The organism is Corynebacterium sp. HMSC071B10 (assembly GCF_001814825.1).
Classification (GTDB): domain Bacteria; phylum Actinomycetota; class Actinomycetes; order Mycobacteriales; family Mycobacteriaceae; genus Corynebacterium.
The window spans coordinates 1-17,300 of record NZ_KV817944.1 but is presented as its reverse complement, the minus strand read 5'-3'; the positions used below and the strand labels follow the sequence as shown (position 1 = coordinate 17,300).

The 17,300-nt window shown below is 64.3% G+C and carries 13 protein-coding genes and 1 pseudogene; 2 read left to right on the top strand and 12 right to left on the bottom strand.

Going from position 1 to position 17,300, the window contains the following annotated elements; translation table 11 throughout:
- Positions 1–8: 8 nt before the first annotated feature.
- The 9 genes from HMPREF2990_RS01110 to HMPREF2990_RS01070 form a co-directional block, all read right to left on the bottom strand.
- Positions 9–1,844 carry a FadD32-like long-chain-fatty-acid--AMP ligase gene (locus tag HMPREF2990_RS01110; RefSeq protein WP_070762272.1) on the bottom strand — a complete coding sequence of 612 codons (1,836 nt, stop codon included), beginning with the start codon at positions 1,842–1,844 and terminating at the stop codon, positions 9–11.
- 30 nt (positions 1,845–1,874) lie between these two features.
- Positions 1,875–2,828, bottom strand: a complete 954-nt coding sequence (locus HMPREF2990_RS01105; RefSeq protein ID WP_070762271.1) for a cutinase family protein — start codon at positions 2,826–2,828, stop codon at positions 1,875–1,877.
- 12 nt (positions 2,829–2,840) lie between these two features.
- Positions 2,841–3,314 (bottom strand): DUF732 domain-containing protein, encoded by a 474-nt coding sequence (locus HMPREF2990_RS01100; RefSeq protein WP_070762270.1) that lies wholly within the window; start codon positions 3,312–3,314, stop codon positions 2,841–2,843.
- Positions 3,311–5,278 carry an alpha/beta hydrolase-fold protein gene (locus HMPREF2990_RS01095; protein WP_070762280.1) on the bottom strand — a complete coding sequence of 656 codons (1,968 nt, stop codon included), beginning with the start codon at positions 5,276–5,278 and terminating at the stop codon, positions 3,311–3,313. Before HMPREF2990_RS01095 ends, HMPREF2990_RS01100 begins: the two co-directional genes overlap by 4 nt.
- 260 nt (positions 5,279–5,538) lie before the next feature.
- Positions 5,539–6,549 (bottom strand): alpha/beta hydrolase, encoded by a 1,011-nt coding sequence (locus HMPREF2990_RS01090; protein WP_070762269.1) that lies wholly within the window; start codon positions 6,547–6,549, stop codon positions 5,539–5,541.
- A 75-nt stretch (positions 6,550–6,624) separates the two neighbouring features.
- Positions 6,625–8,442, bottom strand: a complete 1,818-nt coding sequence (locus HMPREF2990_RS01085) for an arabinofuranosyltransferase AftB family protein (protein ID WP_070762268.1) — start codon at positions 8,440–8,442, stop codon at positions 6,625–6,627.
- Between the two features lie 13 nt (positions 8,443–8,455).
- Positions 8,456–9,454, bottom strand: coding sequence for a decaprenyl-phosphate phosphoribosyltransferase (locus HMPREF2990_RS01080; RefSeq protein WP_070762267.1), 999 nt, complete (start codon positions 9,452–9,454; stop codon positions 8,456–8,458).
- A complete protein-coding gene (locus tag HMPREF2990_RS01075) occupies positions 9,451–9,978 on the bottom strand; it encodes a phosphatase PAP2 family protein (RefSeq protein ID WP_070762266.1) in 528 nt (175 codons plus the stop codon). Before HMPREF2990_RS01075 ends, HMPREF2990_RS01080 begins: the two co-directional genes overlap by 4 nt.
- Positions 9,968–11,914: a glycosyltransferase gene (locus HMPREF2990_RS01070; protein WP_256380962.1), complete on the bottom strand. Its 1,947-nt coding sequence runs from the start codon at positions 11,912–11,914 to the stop codon at positions 9,968–9,970. Before HMPREF2990_RS01070 ends, HMPREF2990_RS01075 begins: the two co-directional genes overlap by 11 nt.
- A gap of 203 nt (positions 11,915–12,117) precedes the next feature.
- On the opposite strand from HMPREF2990_RS01070, the gene HMPREF2990_RS01065 reads away from it, so the two are divergent.
- Positions 12,118–13,314 (top strand): ATP-binding protein, encoded by a 1,197-nt coding sequence (locus tag HMPREF2990_RS01065; RefSeq protein WP_083316911.1) that lies wholly within the window; start codon positions 12,118–12,120, stop codon positions 13,312–13,314.
- Positions 13,315–13,336: 22 nt separating this feature from the next.
- Positions 13,337–14,107 (top strand): alpha/beta fold hydrolase, encoded by a 771-nt coding sequence (locus HMPREF2990_RS01060; RefSeq protein ID WP_070762265.1) that lies wholly within the window; start codon positions 13,337–13,339, stop codon positions 14,105–14,107.
- A 147-nt stretch (positions 14,108–14,254) separates the two neighbouring features.
- Here HMPREF2990_RS01060 and HMPREF2990_RS01055 read toward each other — a convergent pair whose 3' ends face one another.
- The 3 genes and pseudogenes from HMPREF2990_RS01055 to HMPREF2990_RS01045 form a co-directional block, all read right to left on the bottom strand.
- Positions 14,255–15,361 (bottom strand): 2-keto-3-deoxygluconate permease, encoded by a 1,107-nt coding sequence (locus HMPREF2990_RS01055; RefSeq protein ID WP_210399945.1) that lies wholly within the window; start codon positions 15,359–15,361, stop codon positions 14,255–14,257.
- A 297-nt stretch (positions 15,362–15,658) separates the two neighbouring features.
- A complete protein-coding gene (locus tag HMPREF2990_RS01050; RefSeq protein WP_246817382.1) occupies positions 15,659–16,804 on the bottom strand; it encodes a muconate/chloromuconate family cycloisomerase in 1,146 nt (381 codons plus the stop codon).
- Between the two features lie 110 nt (positions 16,805–16,914).
- A pseudogene (locus tag HMPREF2990_RS01045) lies at positions 16,915–17,300 on the bottom strand (catechol 1,2-dioxygenase); the annotation flags it as partial.

Here is a 17,300-nt window from a genome sequence, read left to right as displayed (position 1 = left end):
CTATCGCCCTACTGCGCGTTTTCGTTAGCACGCTCCTGGTAGCGTTTCGCGTTCACGCGGCGGGCGATCTTGCCGGAGGAGGAACGGGCGATCTCGTTCGGCGCGAAGAACTCCACCACGTCCGGAGAAATGCCATGGTGGCTGGACACGGCGGCGCGGATTGCGTCCACCGCAGCGGCGTCGTCGGCCTCGTCGGCGGTGTCGCCGCGCTCGACCAGAATGATCAGGCGCTCCACGTCCTCGCCCGGGATGGAGAAGGCGGCGACGGAGTCCTTGCGCACCTGGTCGGAGGACTCCATGACGGTGGCCTCAATGTCCTGCGGGTAGTGGTTGCGCCCGGCAATGACCACGAGATCCTTCACGCGGCCGGTGATGAACAGCTCGCCGTCGACAAGCACGCCCAAGTCGCCGGTGTTGAGCCAGCCGTCCTTCGGCAGCCCCTCCTGGAGCGTGGTACCGATGGTGTTGGAGAAGGTGTCGGCGGTCTCCTCCTTGCGCTCGAGGTAGCCGCCAGCGACGTTCGGGCCGTGGACCCAGATCTCGCCGACGTTGTTCTCGGCCACCTCGTCCTTGGTCTCCGGGTCGACGATGGCAAAGTGCATCCAGTTGACCGGCTGGCCGTTGGCGGCGAACTCCACGCCCTTGCCCTCGGCAACCGGGGTGGCCTTGCCCGCGGCGAGCTCCTCGCGGTCGAAGGTGGCAAAGCGCGGGATCTCGGCGCTCTTGCCGGCCTGCGGGGTGGTCACGATCAGGGTGGCCTCGGCCAGGCCGTAGGAGGGGCGCAGCACCTCGCGACGCAGGCCGTGCTCGCCGAAGGCGTCAAAGAAGGCGTCCACGCCCGGCTTGGTCACCGGCTCGGAGCCGATGATGATGCACTCGAGCTGGGAGAAGTCGTAGTCCGGCATGTCCGGGCCCGGCGCGGCGTAGCGTGCCGCCATGTCGAGCGCGAAATTCGGGACCACGGTGTAGACGTGCATGTCCTCCGGGTCGCCCTCGCGGCGGGAGAGGCGCTCGACCCAGCGCTTCGGCTGCTGCACGAAGGCCTGCGGGGTGAAGATCTCCATCTCGTTGCCCAGGATGATCAGCAGCGTGCTCACCACGATGCCCATGTCGTGGTGCAGCGGCAGCCAGGACACCAGGCGCATCGGCTGGTGTACGCCCACGCCCGCGTAGATCTGGATGACGTTGGAGACGATGGACTCGTTGGTCAGCTCCACGCCCGCAGGCGTGCGGGTAGAACCGGAGGTGTACTGCAGAAACGCGGTGTTCTTCGAGGTATCGGTGCCCGGGGCGACCTCGAGCGGTGCCCAGCTTTCGGCGAGCGTGTCCGGCAGCGCGTCCACCGCGATGACGCGGGGGCGCTCAGCGGACGGCACGTCGGCGAAGTAGGCGCGCACGGCAGGCGCGCCCTTCTTGTTGGTCAGCACCGTGGTCGCGCCCGAGTCGTAGAGCACGGCGCGCAGGTGATCCTCATGGCCGGGCTCGTTCGGGTCGTACAGCGGGATGGGAACCTGGCCCGCGTACATGCCGGCCATGAAGCCCAGGATGTACTCCGGCGAGTTGCCTGCCAGGATGGCCACGCGATCACCGGGCTTGCCCACCTGCATCAGACGCGCTGCGATCGCCTTGATGCGGGTGTTGACCTGGCGGCGGGTGTACTCCACCGTCTCGCCCTCTGCGGACTCGGAGTAGTCCCAGAAACGGATGTTCACCGCGTCTGCCTGGCCCGCCTGGACGGCGGCACCGTAGAGCATCTCCGTCATGGCGGGGATGGTGAAGTTGGGCGGCAGGGCGATCTGGCCCTTCTCGTCAAGGAAGCGGGCGATGATTGCTTGGAGATCCATGAGGTGGGTTCCTTCTAAACTAGTTAGTTCCTACAAAGAATCTATAGTAGTGCGTGCCCACTCCACCGTCCACTGTGGAGTAGTCGTACCCGGAATCACATCCGGGTTTGTGGCATACATCGCATGATTCCCGTTCGCCATTACTAGCTCTTGCGCACGCTCCAAGGCATTGCCCACCCGCGAGGGTGCATCGCACACCGCATCTGCAGGCGCGCAGATCTCAAAGGCGCGGTCCGCAACCTCGCCGAAACCGCCCGGTCGCGCCCCCGTCATCGTCGCGCCCGGCGTCGCCCCGTCCACCACAAACTGCAGCGGTTGCAGCGCGATCTCCGCGCCCACGCCCTGCAGCGGCACGCCCGGGTTGACGCCGACGCCGTTCTCGCGGCGCCCGTCAGCAATCATCACCGCGCCTAAAAGGCGCTCCGGCGGCACGGCGTTCGCGCCGGTACCGATCTCGTTGGCCACATCGCCGACGATCACCGCGCCCTGGCTAAAGCCGGCGATGATGAACTTCGTGCTCGGGCACGTCTTCGCCACGTGCGCGAGCTCCCCGTTGAGCTTGGCCTTGCCCTCCGCGCGCGAAGCGTCGTAAGTCATCTCGCGACGCCCGCGCTCCGTCTGAATATTCCGAAACTGCGCGGTGTACGGCACGGTAAAGACTCGCACGTGGTTGATGTCGTAGGCCTGCTGCAGCGGCTGTGTAATCGAGAGCATGAAGCTCTTCGGATTCGCCTGCGGATTGAACGGGTCATCGTCCACCGCGGACTCCCAGGTCCCCGGCACCGAGACAAACTCCACCGCCGGGCACCAATCCGGCTCGGCCGGTGCCTGCGCGCTCGTCTCCGCCCCCTCATCTTGCCCCGGGACCGGGGAAAGCGAGGGGCCAGAATCCTGTGCAGTCTGCCACTGGTAAATGCCCAGCCCGATCACCCCAAGGACGACGAGCACGGCAGCAACAATAAACGCGTTGCGCCCTTTGCGCATGGAAACCCTTTCTTAACAGAGGTTCGCGCGCGCGGTATCCGCAATCAGCGTGCCCAGGGTCGCGGCGTCCATATCGGTTCGCCGCTGCTCCACGAGCTGGCCTGCGACCGCGTCGCGCGTGACAGTATCGTCCGCGCATACGGTACGCCCCGTCGCTGTGAGTTGATCCTCAACTCCCTCAATGTTCAGCCCGCGCTCGCTGAGCTGCTGCAAGTACGCTTCCTCCTCCGGACTAAAGCCCGAGGACTGCTCCGGCGCGACCGACACCTCTTGCGCGGGCTGGTCGCGCGGGCCAGTGTTCGCCGGCGGTGCGGAGCTGCGCGTGGCCTCGCTTGTCGACGCCTCCGTGTCCTTCGCCGCCGACGCCTCCGATGTCACCGACTCCGCCGGCGTGACGTCGTCGCCCTCGACGGTGGTGGAGCCTGAGCAGGCGGTGAGGGTGCACGCGAGCGTCGTCAAGCAGATGAGCCCTGTAAGGCGCTTCATCGCTTCACCACCACGCCATTGACCTGCTCCAGGGTGCCGTGCTGGAAGTCAATGGTGAGACCGCCCGCGCGGATGTCCTTCATGTCGCTGACCGGCCAGCCCAGCTCGCCCTGCTCGTAACCGCGCTTGCCCCACTCGTCGAAGATGTCGCCGTAGTAGATCACGTGCGCGCCGGTGCCAGCGGAGAAGTAGATGTTGCCCTTCTCAAACGGCTGGAAGAAGCCGCCCTTGATGGCAATCTCGCCACCGGTCGGGTAGCCCAGCGCCGAGGTAGCGGTGCCCAGCTCCCCGTACTTCTTGCCAATCGCGCCGTGCACGATGTGGTGCGAGCCGTCCGGGTTGCGGGTGAGGTAGCCGCCCTGGAACTGCTGGACGTAGCCGTTGCCCACCTTGGTGGCCTCCGCGACCGGGTACTTCAGGTCACCGGTCTCGTAGCCGTTCTTGCCCCAGGCCTTGAACATGTCGCCCGGGATGGCGTAGGCACCCGTGTCCGCGGTCCAGTAGATGGAGCCGTGCTCGAAGTGCACGAAGCGGCCCTTGCCGTCCGGCGCGGTGATCTCACCCGTGGTGGGGAAGCCGAGCCAGCCCTGGGCACCGCCCAGGCCGGAGTACTTGGCCAGGATCGCACCGAAGAGCGCGTGCGCGCCGGTGTCCGGCGACCAGAAGGCGGTGCCGCCGCGGAAGTCCTGAGCCTTACCCTTCTTGTCCTTGCCCGCGTCGTACTCGTTGTTCACACACGTGCCGATGACGCCCGACTTGGTCACCTCAGCGATCGCGCCGACCGGGGTGCAGTCCGCGCCGCGATCCGCCTCAGCCACCTCGAGCGAGTTGGCGATGTACGGCCACGCCTGCGTCATCTCGAACTGCCAGTACTCCCAGGAGTGCACGCCCGAGGGGCGGAACTTCACAATCGGCTTGATGTTGGTGCGGCTCGCGTAGTCCACGAAGGTCTGGGTGGACAGGCGAGAGATGACCTCCAGGCCCACACCAGCCGGGTTTGCAGCACCCTTGGCCACCGACTCCGGCTTGCCAAAGTCGTCGCGGCCCGAGCCGGAGGAGACATAAACGGTCATGCCCTCCAGGTTCTCAATGCCCAGCTTCGGGTCGTGGTCGATCCAGTCCTGCGAGCCCAGCGGGCCCCACATCGCCTCGGCGTCGTAGCCACCCGCGTCCAGCTGTGCCGCCTTGATCGCGGTCGGCATGCCAGTAGTGGTGGTGTCCAGGTAGCCGGAGAACGAGCCGACAAAGTTGAACAGGTGCGGGTTGCGCTCCGCCAGGTTGACCGCGGCGGTGCCACCCATAGAGATGCCGGTCAGCGCGCGCTTGCCGTTGGAGCGGAAGCGGTTGTGCAGAATCGGCACGAGCTCCTTGGTCAGGAAGGTCTCCCACTTGTAGTGCTTGCCGTTGTTCGGGCGCTGCCAGTCGGAGTAGAAGGAGGACTCGCCGCCCACCGGCAGGATCACGTTGACGTTCTTGTCCGCGTAGAACTGCTCGATGTTGGTCTCGATGGTCCAGCCGTTCTCGTCGTCGCGGGCGCGCAGACCGTCAAGTGCCCACACCTCCGGGAACTTCGCATCCGGATTGGAGTGCCAGTCGCGGGCCAGGAGGATCTGCACCTGGACAAGCTCGTCCGGCATCGCGGCGGACTTGATGAAGACGGCGACGCGGCGGTTGGTCAGCCACTCGATGCGGTCCACGCTCACGCCATCGGGCAGGCCCGGGATCTCCGGGTGCTCGTCCACCTCGATCGGGGTGCGCTTCGGCGGATCCTTCGGACGGATCGCGTCCGACAGGCCGCGGGAATCGCCGAAGGTGCTGCTACCGCTGCTGCCGCTGCTGCTCAGCTGTGCTTGAGCCTGCGGTGCGACGGCGGGGAGCGTCGATGCGATCATGAGCATCGCGGTCGGCACTGCCGCCGCGCGGGCGGCACGCTGCCACATCTTGGGGGAACGGTGTTCGCGCATGAAGGTGTCCTGCCTCATCTTAAAAACGGTCATGTAAGCATCGCGCCGCCCGCTCGGCCAGTCCGGGGGTTCCCCTCCCCCGGCATAAGCCAGTTCGGCGACGCTGCAATAACCCAAAGGTTAAGTTTCACTTGAGACTTTACACGGTGACACGCCGGGAACTTCCGCGACAATTGTTTTGACGTGTTTTTACGCCTACACACGCAAAAGACCCCGCCCCCACGGCAGGCGGGAACGGGGCTGACAGAAAGTGCTGCAGACTACCAGGCGTTCATCACATTCAGGATGCGCGGCTTGGTTGCCACCAGCTGGGAGCCGAACTGGTCCCAGTTGTGCAGACCGGTCGGCGTGAACACGGCCGTGTGCTTCACACCGGTCACGTTCGCCTTCGCGCTCCACAGGCGGGTGGTAAAGCTGGCCACCTGCTCGAGCGCGATACCGGCGGCGCGGTGCTCCGGCTTGTACTTCGCATCAGCCGGGCCAGGCGTACCGCTACCCGCGGAGACGTAGACGTCGCGCCCGCGCAGGTTGCCCATGTTCAGGAACGGGTCGTTCTCGTAACGACGCGGGTTGAAGATGGAGCCCCACATCGCGTTGAGGTTGTACAGGCCGCCGTCGAGAAGCGCGATGCGCAGGGCGGTCTGCCCACCCGGGATCGTGGTGGTGAGGTACCCGGAGAACGACAGGGTCTGGCGGAACTGCTGCGGGTGCAGCGCAGCCAGGTTGATCGCGGCGGTGCCACCCATGGACAGGCCCACGATCGAGTTATTGGTGGGCGAGACGCCGAAGTGGCGCTGCAGGTAGGCCGGCAGCTCCTTCGACAGGAAGGTGTCCCACTTGTAGGTCACCGGGTGGTTGAAGTCGTACGTGGCCGGCGCGTTCCAGTCCGTGTAGAAGGAGGACTGGCCGCCCACCGGCATGACCAGCGTGATGTTGTTGTCCTTGAACAGGCGAGCCGCGTTGACGTCATTGACCCAGGCGTTGGTGCGCTCGGTGGCGCGCAGGCCGTCGAGCAGGTACAGGCCAGCGTTGCCGCCGCGCTGGGCGGGCTGGATCTGCACAGTGATGTGGCGGCCCATCGCGGGCGACCACACGGTGCATCGCTGCACCCAGTACTTCACCCGATCCCACTCGCAGTGGCCGGTGGAATCCGGGCGCAACCAGTCACGGTTGCCTGCCTGCGCCTGCGGTGCCGCGACCACCGTGGTGATCGCGGTGAGCAGCGCCATGAGCAGCGCGAGCAGGCTCCGCTTCGTTTTGGATGCGGACATGACTCTCCCAACGTCGATGTTGATTCTCAGCTTTTGGTTACAGCAACGTTACCAAGTCGAGATAAGAAGGGCCATTTAATTGCGCGGCCAGGCGATCTGCGTGCCCGAAAGCCCTGGATCTTCGCCCTTTTCAATCGCTTTCAGCGTGTCGTCATCAAGGTAGACCGATGGATCCGCATCGAGCTGAAGCGAGCGACCGTCTCCCAGCGAATATTTCACATTCTCCCAGAAACGGTGGCGGCTCATCGGCTCGCGCGAGCTAGCAAGCAGCGCCGCGATCTCCTCCGAACGCAACGCGGCGCGTGCCTGCCGCGCTTCTTCGCGGTCCACGCCCTTGGGCATCGAGTCGATCTTGGTGGCAGAATCCGCAACCTGCCACTCCAGGTGCAGGTACTTGTCGTGCCCGATGCGCCCTTCCGGATCGCGCGGCATGCGGCCTGCCAGCGGGGTCGCCAGGCCGACGGTGTCCAGCACGCGCATCTCTAGCGGCGCGTTCATGCTCGTCATGCCGAGGTTGGTCAGGTAGGCCGTCATGGGCAGATCAGCCAAGTCGCTACCCGCGATCTCGTCCGCATCCATCCGGGGGCGCCAGTACCAGTTGAAGCGCCCCGGGTCCTTTTCCACCAGGGCGATATTGAGCTGGCCGGCGTTGTGCTCCATGCCGGACTCGACCGTGGGGACCCAGTTGCGCATGAGTTTGGAGCCCAAGAAATCCGTGGCATACAGCGGCGGGGCGGCCGGGCTGTTGCCGGTGGCGTAGGACCAGAACTCGCGCTCGTCGACAATATTGAGCTCTTTTTCGCCGCGATCATAGGCGAACCAGTCGATGGGGTGCGCGCGCACCACGGTCACCGTCGCCCACACCACGATTGCTGTGGCCACCGCGGCGGTGACCCGGGTAAAGGGGATCGCCATCACTGGCAGTAGCAGCGCGAACAGCGGGAAGAGCCACATGCGGCCGTGCATGAAGTCGCCGCCCACGCGCAGCACGTACAGGATGTGCACGAACGCGCAGCCGCTAGTCAGCAAAACGATGGCCAGTCTGCGTCCCCGCTCCTGGCTAAGCAGCCACACCGCTACCGCGGCCACGGCGATGACCGGCAGCCACAGCCAGTAGTAACCCACAAAGTCCACAAAGTAGTTCCAGCCCCGGGCCCACTCGGAGTCCGAAGCCGACTTGGCCACCGCCGTGTGCGGGGTGAGCAGCCCGTAGTAGCCCATGCGGAAAATTTGGTAGGCGGCGGGCACAGGCAGCGCCGCCCCAAGGATCCCCAGCGTCTTCTTCGGGCTGTACGCGAGCAGGACGATGCCGGTGACCCCGCCGTAGAGCGCCAGCTCCGGGCGCACCAGCCAGGACAACCCGCACCAAAACGCCAGCCAGTAGCCGGGTATCGGCTTCGCACGCTTGCCTTGTGGGCTAGCCCAATGCACAAGCAGCACCCACCACACCGCGATCCAGCTTAAACTTAAGCCCCACTCCAGGCCGGAGGTGGCGAAGTCGCGGGCGGGCGGAAGCGCGAGGTAGACGATGATGCCGAAGGGGATGACGGGCGCGACCTGCTGTACCTGCCAGAACTTGCCCGCCCCGTAGGTGGCGCACACGGCGGCAATCACGGTACAGGCGAGCGCAAGCCACATCGCCACGCTCTCCAGCCGGGCACCGGTGAGCCAGCCGAAGACAGTAATCAGGTACTGCCAGAGCGTGGAGGTATTCGCTTCGACCCGCTCGCCGACGTTAAAGACTGGGCCGTTGCCGGCAAGCAGGTTGCGCACCGTACGTAGCACGATGAGCCCGTCGTCGGACATCCAGCGCCGGGTATAGCCACCCCAGAACGCGAAGATGCCCGCAATTGCCGCTGCGACGAGCAGGGAAAGGCGGGCCTGTTTGTTCATTCCAGCGATACTACTAAGCCAGCGCTGGAATGATGTAAACAGCCATGACGATGCACAGGATCCACGCGAGCGCGAGCAGCTGCAGCACGCGGTCCTCCAGGGCGATCTCGTCCGGCGCTCCACCCTGGCCGCCGTCGACCTCCGCGGCGTAGCGGAGGATCGCAATGACGAAGGGCACCATGGAAATCTGGTACCAGATCGCGGCCGGGCCGTCGGTGGCGTTCGAGAGCTGGAAGCCCCACAGCGCGTAGCTCATCACCACGGCCGTAGCCGAAAGCGTCCAGACAAAGCGCAGGTAGGTGGCAGTGTAGCCCTCGAGCGCCTTGCGGATCTTCGCGCCGGTTTGCTGCGCCAGCAGCATCTCTGCGTAGCGCTTACCCGAGGCCATGAACAGCGAGCCAAAGGCTGCAACCAGCAGGAACCACTGCGACAGGTCGATGTTGGCGGCCACGCCGCCGGCCATGGTGCGCAGCATGAAGCCAGACGACACCAGCGCGATATCAATCACCGGGATGTGCTTCCAGCCGAAGCAGTACCCCAGCTGCAGCGCAATGTAGATGCCGATGACCAGGGCGAGCGCCGGGCCGTCGGTGGCGAGGAAGGACAGGCCGATCGCGGCCACGATCAGCGCCACCGCCATGCCGAAGGCCAGCTTGATCGGCAGCATGCCCGAGGCGATCGGGCGGAAGCGCTTCGTGGGGTGCTCCCGGTCGGACTCCACATCCAGGGCGTCGTTGACCAGGTAGATGGAGGACGCGCCGAGGCAGAAGACGATGAAGGCGAGCGCGACGTCGATAAGCGTCTGGCCATTAAAGTTACCGGCGGCGAGCGGCGCGGCGAGCACCAGGACGTTTTTGACCCACTGCTTCGGCCGCAGGCCCTTAATCATCGCATCCGGCAGGTTCTTCGGGGGCTGGCGCTTCGTGCTGATATCCACCCCGGAGGTGTGCGGCTCCGGCTTAAACAGCGGCTCGTCGTACACCTTATCTGTACCCTGCTGGCTCTCGGTCATCGAGTTTTCCTTTCCGCCTCAACTACAACCCTGGCCACTACCGCACCAAGCGCGGCACCCGCCAGCGTGTCCGTAGGGTAATGCACCCCGAGCACGTTACGCGAACACATCATCACCGGCACGAGTAGCCACGGCCACTTCTTCCCCGTAATATCCGCCAGGTGCACCGCCGCCGCGGCCGTGTTCGTGGCGTGCGAGGAGGGGAAGGACAGCTGCGAGGGTGTCTTCACGCCGATCTTGATACCGGCGTCATGCGGGCGCGGCCTGCGCACGATGCGCTTGAGCACCACGCTCGCCGCGTGCGCGCAGAAGGTGCCCACGCCGAGCGCGAGCCACTTGCGCCGATTTTTGCTTGTCGACGCCGCGCCCACCGCCGCAACACCCATCCAGCCCAAGTCATGCTCGCCGAAGTGGCTCAGCGTACGGGCCGCCTTGACGGTGGCCGGGGCGTAGACGCGGTTCTGCAGGGCGATCAGTGCTTTCGCCTCGCGGGTATCGAGTGCTGGAAAAGGACTACTGGGCATCGAAAATCTTCCCCCACTCCTCGTGGCTGGTCAGACGCGGCAGCGCCGCGCGGTATTCCTTCTGCAGCTCAGGCCAGCGCTGCTTGATCTCCGCCTGCAGCTCCTTCGTCTGCTTCAGCAGGGCGTCGCTGGTTGCTTTGTCGCGCTTACGGAAGGCCACGCCAGTGCCACCCGCGGTAGAGACGGTGGCCGAATCGACGCGCGCCAGCGTGTACCAGCGGGCTTCTTCTGCAGTGAGGTTGAGCTGCGGGGCGTCCCAATGCGCGCGGTCCTCGGCGCGCAGCTGGTGGCGCAGTGCCTTGAACGCCCACGGCAGTTTCTTCACCTTGGCCAGTCGCCCACCAATGTTCTTGGTCGGCACGCCCGGCGCGCCGGTGGGCGCGGGCAGCTCGGGGGCGGAAGCGACGACCTTGGCGTCCGGGTACTGCTGGCGGACCTTCTGGATGCGCGGCAGGGAGGACTCCAGGACGTCGAAAAGCTGGTCGGGGCCCTTGAGGAAGTCCTTCATCGCCTCGACCTGAATGGCCATGGTGGAGTACTCCATGCACATGATGTGCTTGTAGGTGGACTTCAGCATGTTGCGCAGGATGCCGTCGGCGGCGTCCGGGCCGTACATCGCGGCGACGATGAGGCGGTTGCGCAGGTGGAAGTACGCCTGCCAATCAATCGCGTCATCCTTATCTGCCCAGGCCATGTGCCAGATCGCCACGCCCGGCCACGTCACCGTGGGGTAGCCGGCCTCCTTGGCGCGCAGTGCGTACTCGGTGTCGTCCCACTTGATAAACAGCGGCAGCGGCAGGCCGAGCTGCTCGGCCACGGCGCGGGGGAAGAGGTTCATCCACCAGCCGTTGTAGTCCACATCGATGCGGCGGTGCAGCGCGCGCGAAGTGGTCTTGCGCGGGTCCAGTTCCTCCTGCTCGGTGCCGACGTAGCCGAGTGGGTACTTGGAAAAGTCGTGGTCGTAGACCGCGTGCTCGGCCGCGCCCCACATGAAGGTGGCGCGGTCCACGGCTTCGCCGGTCGTGCGCAGCTGCGCGCGGTCCTGCAGGTTGAGCATCTGGCCACCGACCAGGATCGGGGTGCGCGCATAGCGGGCTGCCTGTACTGCGCGGAGGATGGAGTCAGGCTCGATCGCAATGTCGTCGTCCATGTAGAGGATGTACGGGGCGTCCGTATTATTCAGCCCCTCGTACATGATGCGGCTGTAGCCGCCCGAGCCGCCCAGGTTGCCCTGGGAGAAGATGCGCAGCTTGTCGCCGAGTGCCGCCTGCGCCTCGGCGAAGTCCGGCTCGTCCGCCGGGTGCTGGTTGCCCTGGTCCGGCATGAGCACGTGGCTGATGTGCGCTTCGACCTCCGGGTCCTCCGCCAGCGCGTGCAGTGCGTTGACCGCATCGCGGGGGCGGTTGAAGGTGGGGATGCCCACGGCGACCTGCTTGGGCTGGGGTGGCAGCGACGTGCCGTCGTGAAGCTTCTGCGCCTCCGGGGCCCGATCGGCGCACCATGCTGCGTTCGTGATGGTGGTCTCGGTCTCCGCGGTCACGTCGAACCAGATCCAGCCGCCCTCCTCGAAGTTCTTCAGCTCCAGCGGGATCTCCACGTGCTCGTCAGCGACCTCGACGTTCTTGACGCTGATGCGCACGCCGTCGTGCTTGGAGCGGTAGAGCGAAATGGTGGCCGCGCCCTGCACATCCATGGCGAGCACCACCCGGTCCAGCTGGGACCAGCGACGCCAGTAGGAGGCCGGGAAGGCGTTGAAGTACGTCTCGAAGCTGACCTCCTGCCCCTCCGGCACCGTCAGGCTCGTCCGGTCGGCCCACCGCAGGCGCTGCTTATTCTGCTCCGCTTCGATCAGATAGAGCGAGCGCACGTCGTGCGGCTCCCCCTTGCGCGGCATGAGCACGCGCGCCAGCGTCTCCACGGCAATCTGCGTATCCAAGAGGTCTCACTTCCAATGTCGGTGTACTGGATGCACTTTCAAGACAGTTCCACCCCAGCGTAATGGCTTGGAGCCCAATTGCCTCGCGCGGCTCGCGCGGCGGCGGGGTTTTCAGGCGGGAATACAGGACCGGTTGCGCAGCGCCGGAATAGTAACAGTAGTAAGAATAGTAAGAATAGTAACGAGTAAAAACGAGGTGCCTCATGCCACAGCTGCCGCGACGCCCCCGCAACCCGTACACCGCCACCATGGGCAAAACCCCTCCCGTTGTGGCGGGCCGCGACTCCTACGTCCAGGACTTCGCCGAGGCGCTTTACGACGGCCCCGGCACCCACGAGCGGATTTCCATCGTCACCGGCCCGCGTGGCATTGGCAAGACCGTACTCCTCAACGAGTTCGAGGAGGCCGCACGGCAACAGTCTTGGATTGTGATCTCGGAAACCACCACCGAGCATTTCAACGAGCGCATCCGCGACACGTTGCTCCGGAAGATGCGAGAAGCACAGCCGGATAATGCCCGGCTTGGCAGTATCAATCTCCCCTTCGGCTGGGGCGGCCTGAGCTTCGATCGTACCGCCGACCAAGCCCCGCCTCCCTCGCTGCGGTCCACGCTGGAGGAGTGCTTTGCGCTTCTAGAGCAGATGGATCAGCAGCGCGGCCAGGCACCCACCGGCATCCTCATCACGCTGGATGAGCTGCATTACGCGTATATGAGCGACATCATTGAGTTCGGCACAACAATGCAGCACATGATCCGCGAAGACCGCGAAATCGCCGTCGCGATGGCGGGCATCCCTGGCGCAGTGAAGCCCCTGCTCGCTGCAAACGAGGGACGCAATCCGGTCACCTTCCTTCGCCGCGCGAATCGGATCGAGATGGGGCTCGTGCCGCTTGCCGACGTCGCTGACGCCCTCGAAGCTCCCGCTCGCGAAGTGGATATCGCGTGGACCCCAGAGGCGCTTAAACTCGGTACCGAAGCGACCGGCGGCTACCCGTTTATGATTCAGCTCGTCGGGCAACACGCGTTCCGCAGCGCACGCGAGGGCGTTATTGACGAATCTGCAGTACGTGCGGGCATCGTCACCGCCCGCCGTAAGCTTGGCGAGCTCGTGCACGAGCCGTCCTTAGCTGATCTCTCCGATGTCGACCGCACGTTCTTGACCGCCATGTCGCAAGACGACGGCCCGTCGCGTATGGCAGACATCGCCGAGCGAATGGGCGTGGATACCCAGTATGCAGGCACGTACAGGAGGCGCCTCATCGAAGCCGAGATGATCCGGCCGACCGGGCGTGGCTTTGTGGATTATGAGCTCCCCTATATCCGGGAGTATCTCCGCGACCACCCGGCGGCTGATGCAATGGAGCAGCTGTCCTTTCCCCCAGAAAACCACAAGGCCTAGCGCTGCCCACTAGACTGTCCGCATGACGATTTTGCACTCTGTAGACTTTGGCCCCCGCGACGCCCAGCCGGTGGTGTTCCTCGGCTCCATCGCCTCGACCACCGATATGTGGCTGCCGCAGCTGGATTCCCTGTCCAAGGACTTCCGTGTCATCGCCATCGACCACCCCGGCCACGGCCAGTCCCCCGACCCGCAGGCACTGCCGGGCGAGACCACCATCAACGACCTGGCCAACAACGTGCTCGACACCCTGGATGTGCTCGGGGTCGACGAGTTCGCCATCGTCGGGCTCTCCCTCGGCGGCGCGATCGCGCAGTACCTCACCGCGACCAGCGGGCGTGTGACCAAGGCGGTCTTTATGTGCACCGCCTCCTACTTCGGCGGCCCGGATAAGTGGGCACCGCGCGCGGAAGAAACCCGCGCCGAGGGCATGGAAACCCGCGCGCGCGGCGCGATCGAGCTGTGGCTCACGCCTGAGTACCGCGCCAGCCACCCCGCACTTACCGACGCGCTGACCAGGATGATCCTGTCCACCCGCGGCGAGGGCTACGCCGTCGGCGCCGATGCCCTGGCCGGGTGGGACTACACCGAGGAGCTTGGCAACATCACCGTGCCAGTGCTCACTATCTCCGGCGCGGTCGACCCCTCCACCCCGCCCGAGGTGGTCCACGCGATTGCGGAGCACGTCGGCGGCGAGGCGGAGTCCATCACCCTCAGCTCCGGCGGGCACGTCCCCACCGTGGAGGTGCCGGAGGAAGTCACGCGCGCGCTGCGTACCTTCCTCTCGGCTTAGGAACAGAGGAAGGGTATTAGTCGAAGCCTCGGAACAAATGGTTCCGGGGCTTCGCTTACCCCGGAACCAACGGGGCGTCTAGCAATTATGGTTCCGTACTCAGTTTCAACGACCCGCTAGTCCCGTCGAGAATCGTTTAGTGTACGGCTACTCTTTCTCATGGAGATAAGCAGCGCCGGGAAGGCGACTTCCACTTTCCACAAAGCTCAGATGCGTTGCCTTGCGTTCATCACTCTGGTTTCCTTCATTCTCCGCCGCACCGAAAAGCTCATCTTCCTTGACTGGATCGACTCCGCGACGTTGCTGCCACTTCGCGATGAAAGCAACAAGGAACGGAGTAAGGAACGTAGTAACAACTACTGCAGTTGCCACTTGAGCAGTAGCTTCGCCAACGATTGACTGGTAGGCGGGGTCAATTTGCGCAATAGCTGCCGGAGTTGCAATAGCATTTCCTGCCACTGCTGATTCGGCAGCTCCACCGACCAAGTTTCGAGTTTCTTTGGGGTGTCGCTTAACTCGATGCCACAGGTAGATCGCGCCAATGGTGGCACTACCGGAAAACAGGAGAACCACGAATCCCAGGAATACGCCCGCCAAACCGGAGCGAATCAGTTCACCAAAATCAATCCCTGCGCCGATCGCAAAGCCCGCGAAAGGGATAATGAGCTGCTCGCCTGGCTTCAGAAACTCTCGAGCCAGAGTAGAGGTGTTTCCGAGAACGAATCCAATTACTAACGGAAGAATCGCTGCGACTAGTGACTGCACAGGAAAATCTGCCAATCCCGCAGCACCAAGCGCAATCATCGTCAAGAATGGTCCGTCATTTATTGAAAGAACCGAAATGGCTCCCTTATCGGTTTTCGAGCCAAACTGCGAAGTAAGCGCTACGTAAAGTGAGCCGCTCGAATTCGACATTGCTGCCACTACGGCCAGCGGGAGCAGCCCCCACAATGTGCCATCGGGAGTAAGAAACGCGATCCCGAGTCCAACAGCGACGGCAACGGCGAGCTTTGCCACCAGCAAGACAGCCCCTTTCTCCAACGAAGGAACTGCCGATTTGATATTGATCTGAGAGCCTACTGCAACGAAAAACAGCGCAATCAGCACCGTTGTCCCATCGCGGAAAAGAGCCGTGGTAAAACTACCAATCTCAAGAGCTTCACCGGCAAATGTATTTGTCAACGCTCCGGCGAGTAGCGGCACCACCATTAGGGCACCGGGGATTTTCCCAATTTTTCTCAATAATGTATCCACAATGGTTCTCCAGTTTCAGTTGTCTAATGACGAACTACATTTTCTTCCTGCTACCTAAATTGATTTCGATACTGCTGATTGGTTGGACTGTCCTTCGTCCTTCTGCAGGGGAGCATCCTCACTGGCCGCCGCTCCCAATTTCAACGACGGATTCGCGAAGTAAAGAGCCACTTAGAAATTGAGCTCAGGTGCGGAACCCGATGTACAGATTCCGCACCCCTGACTTATCAGTGAGATCTAATGCGCCCAAGTCCATCGCAGATCACCCGACTACGCGAAGGACCTGGCACTCAAAAATCATTGCCGCGTGAAGTGCTCGATCTTGTCCCAGTCCGGCTCGAGCCCGAGTCCCGGACCTTCGGGCAGGCGCACCACGCCATCGGAGTAGTCCAGCTGCTCGGTGGTGTAGCTCTCCTTGAGTAGCAGCGGGCCAAAGAGCTCCGAGCCGAAGGTGATCTCCGGGGTTGTGCAGGCAAAGTGCAGCGAGGCGGCGGTGCCGAACGGCCCCTCGAGTGAGGTCGCGCCGTGGCAGGCCAGGCCTGCTGCGCCTGCGATGGCCGCGGTCTTCTTCGATTCCAACAGGCCACCGAGCTTGGTGGTCTTGATCGCCACGACGTCGGCCGCCTTCGCCTGTACGACTGCGAGTGCGTCGGCCGGGGAGCAGACGGACTCGTCCGCCATCACGGGCACGCCGATGCGAGTGGTCAGCTCTCGCAGCGTGTCCAGCTCGTGGGCTGGGGTGGGCTGTTCGAAGAGTTCCACGCCGGCGTCGGCAAGCCGCGGGAGGTAGCGCAGCGCGGTGAGGCGGTCCCAGCGCGCGTTGACGTCGATACGCAGCCCCACCTCCTTGCCGGAGTTGCGCAACTCAGCAGCGAGGCTGGCGATACGGCGGGTATCCCGGTCCGGGTCGCCGGCGCCCATCTTCAGCTTGAAGGAGCGCGTGCCCATGGTCTCCATGCGCTCGGTGATCTCCGCGACGGCTTCCTCGAGCGGCAGCACGCCGAGCGCCCAGGTCAGGTCGATCTCGTCGCGGACGCGCCCGCCGAGCAGGTCGCGCACCGGAACGTTAAGCGCTCGCGCCCAGGCGTCGTGCATGGCGACGTCACAGGCAGCCTTGGCAAAGCGCATGTTGGCCACCACACCCTCGAAGTCCTGCATGATGCCGGCGAGCTCGTTGACCTGGCGGCCAACCATGACGGGCGCGAGGTAGCGCTCGACGATCACCTGCATAGTCTCGGCAGATTCGCCGCCCCACCAGGGACCGCCGGGCACGACACCCTCGCCGTACCCGGTCACCCCGCCTGAAAGGTGCACGCTGACCAGCAGAATCGGCTGCGCGGTAGCGGTGTAGGTGGCAAAACCGTGGGGGCGGAAGAGGGGGACGTCGAGAAGGTGGGTTTCCACGCGCTCGATGCGCAGGTCGTGGTCGATATTCGTAGTCACGCGATGTTCCTTAAATCAAGCTGTTGAAGAGGGGCAGAGTACGGGTCAAGGCCCCACGCCAGGATATGGCGGGGGCCTTTATGCATGTGGCGAGAGCGACTAGCTTGTGACTAGCTCTTGTCCAGGGCGAAGTTGTAGGTCACCTCGTCCAGACCGGACTCGCCCGGGGTCGGATCCAGGATCAGCTCCGGCTTCACAGCGGTCGCCACGTCGTTCTCGACGTAGTCGCCGCCACGGAAGTACAGCTGGGTGGTGATCTCACGGAAACCAGGCTGCTTGACACGCAGGTGCAGGTGCGCCGGACGCCACGGGTGACCACCATAGGACGCGATAAACCAACCAGTCGGGCCATCGTGCGGAATCATGTACGGAGCAGGCTTGACCGTGGTGATCTCGTACTCACCGTTCTCATTGGTCACGATCGTGCCGCGCAGGTTCCACTCCGGAATCCCCGGCGCGTACTGGGAGTAGTAGCCCTCCTCATCCGCGTGCCACA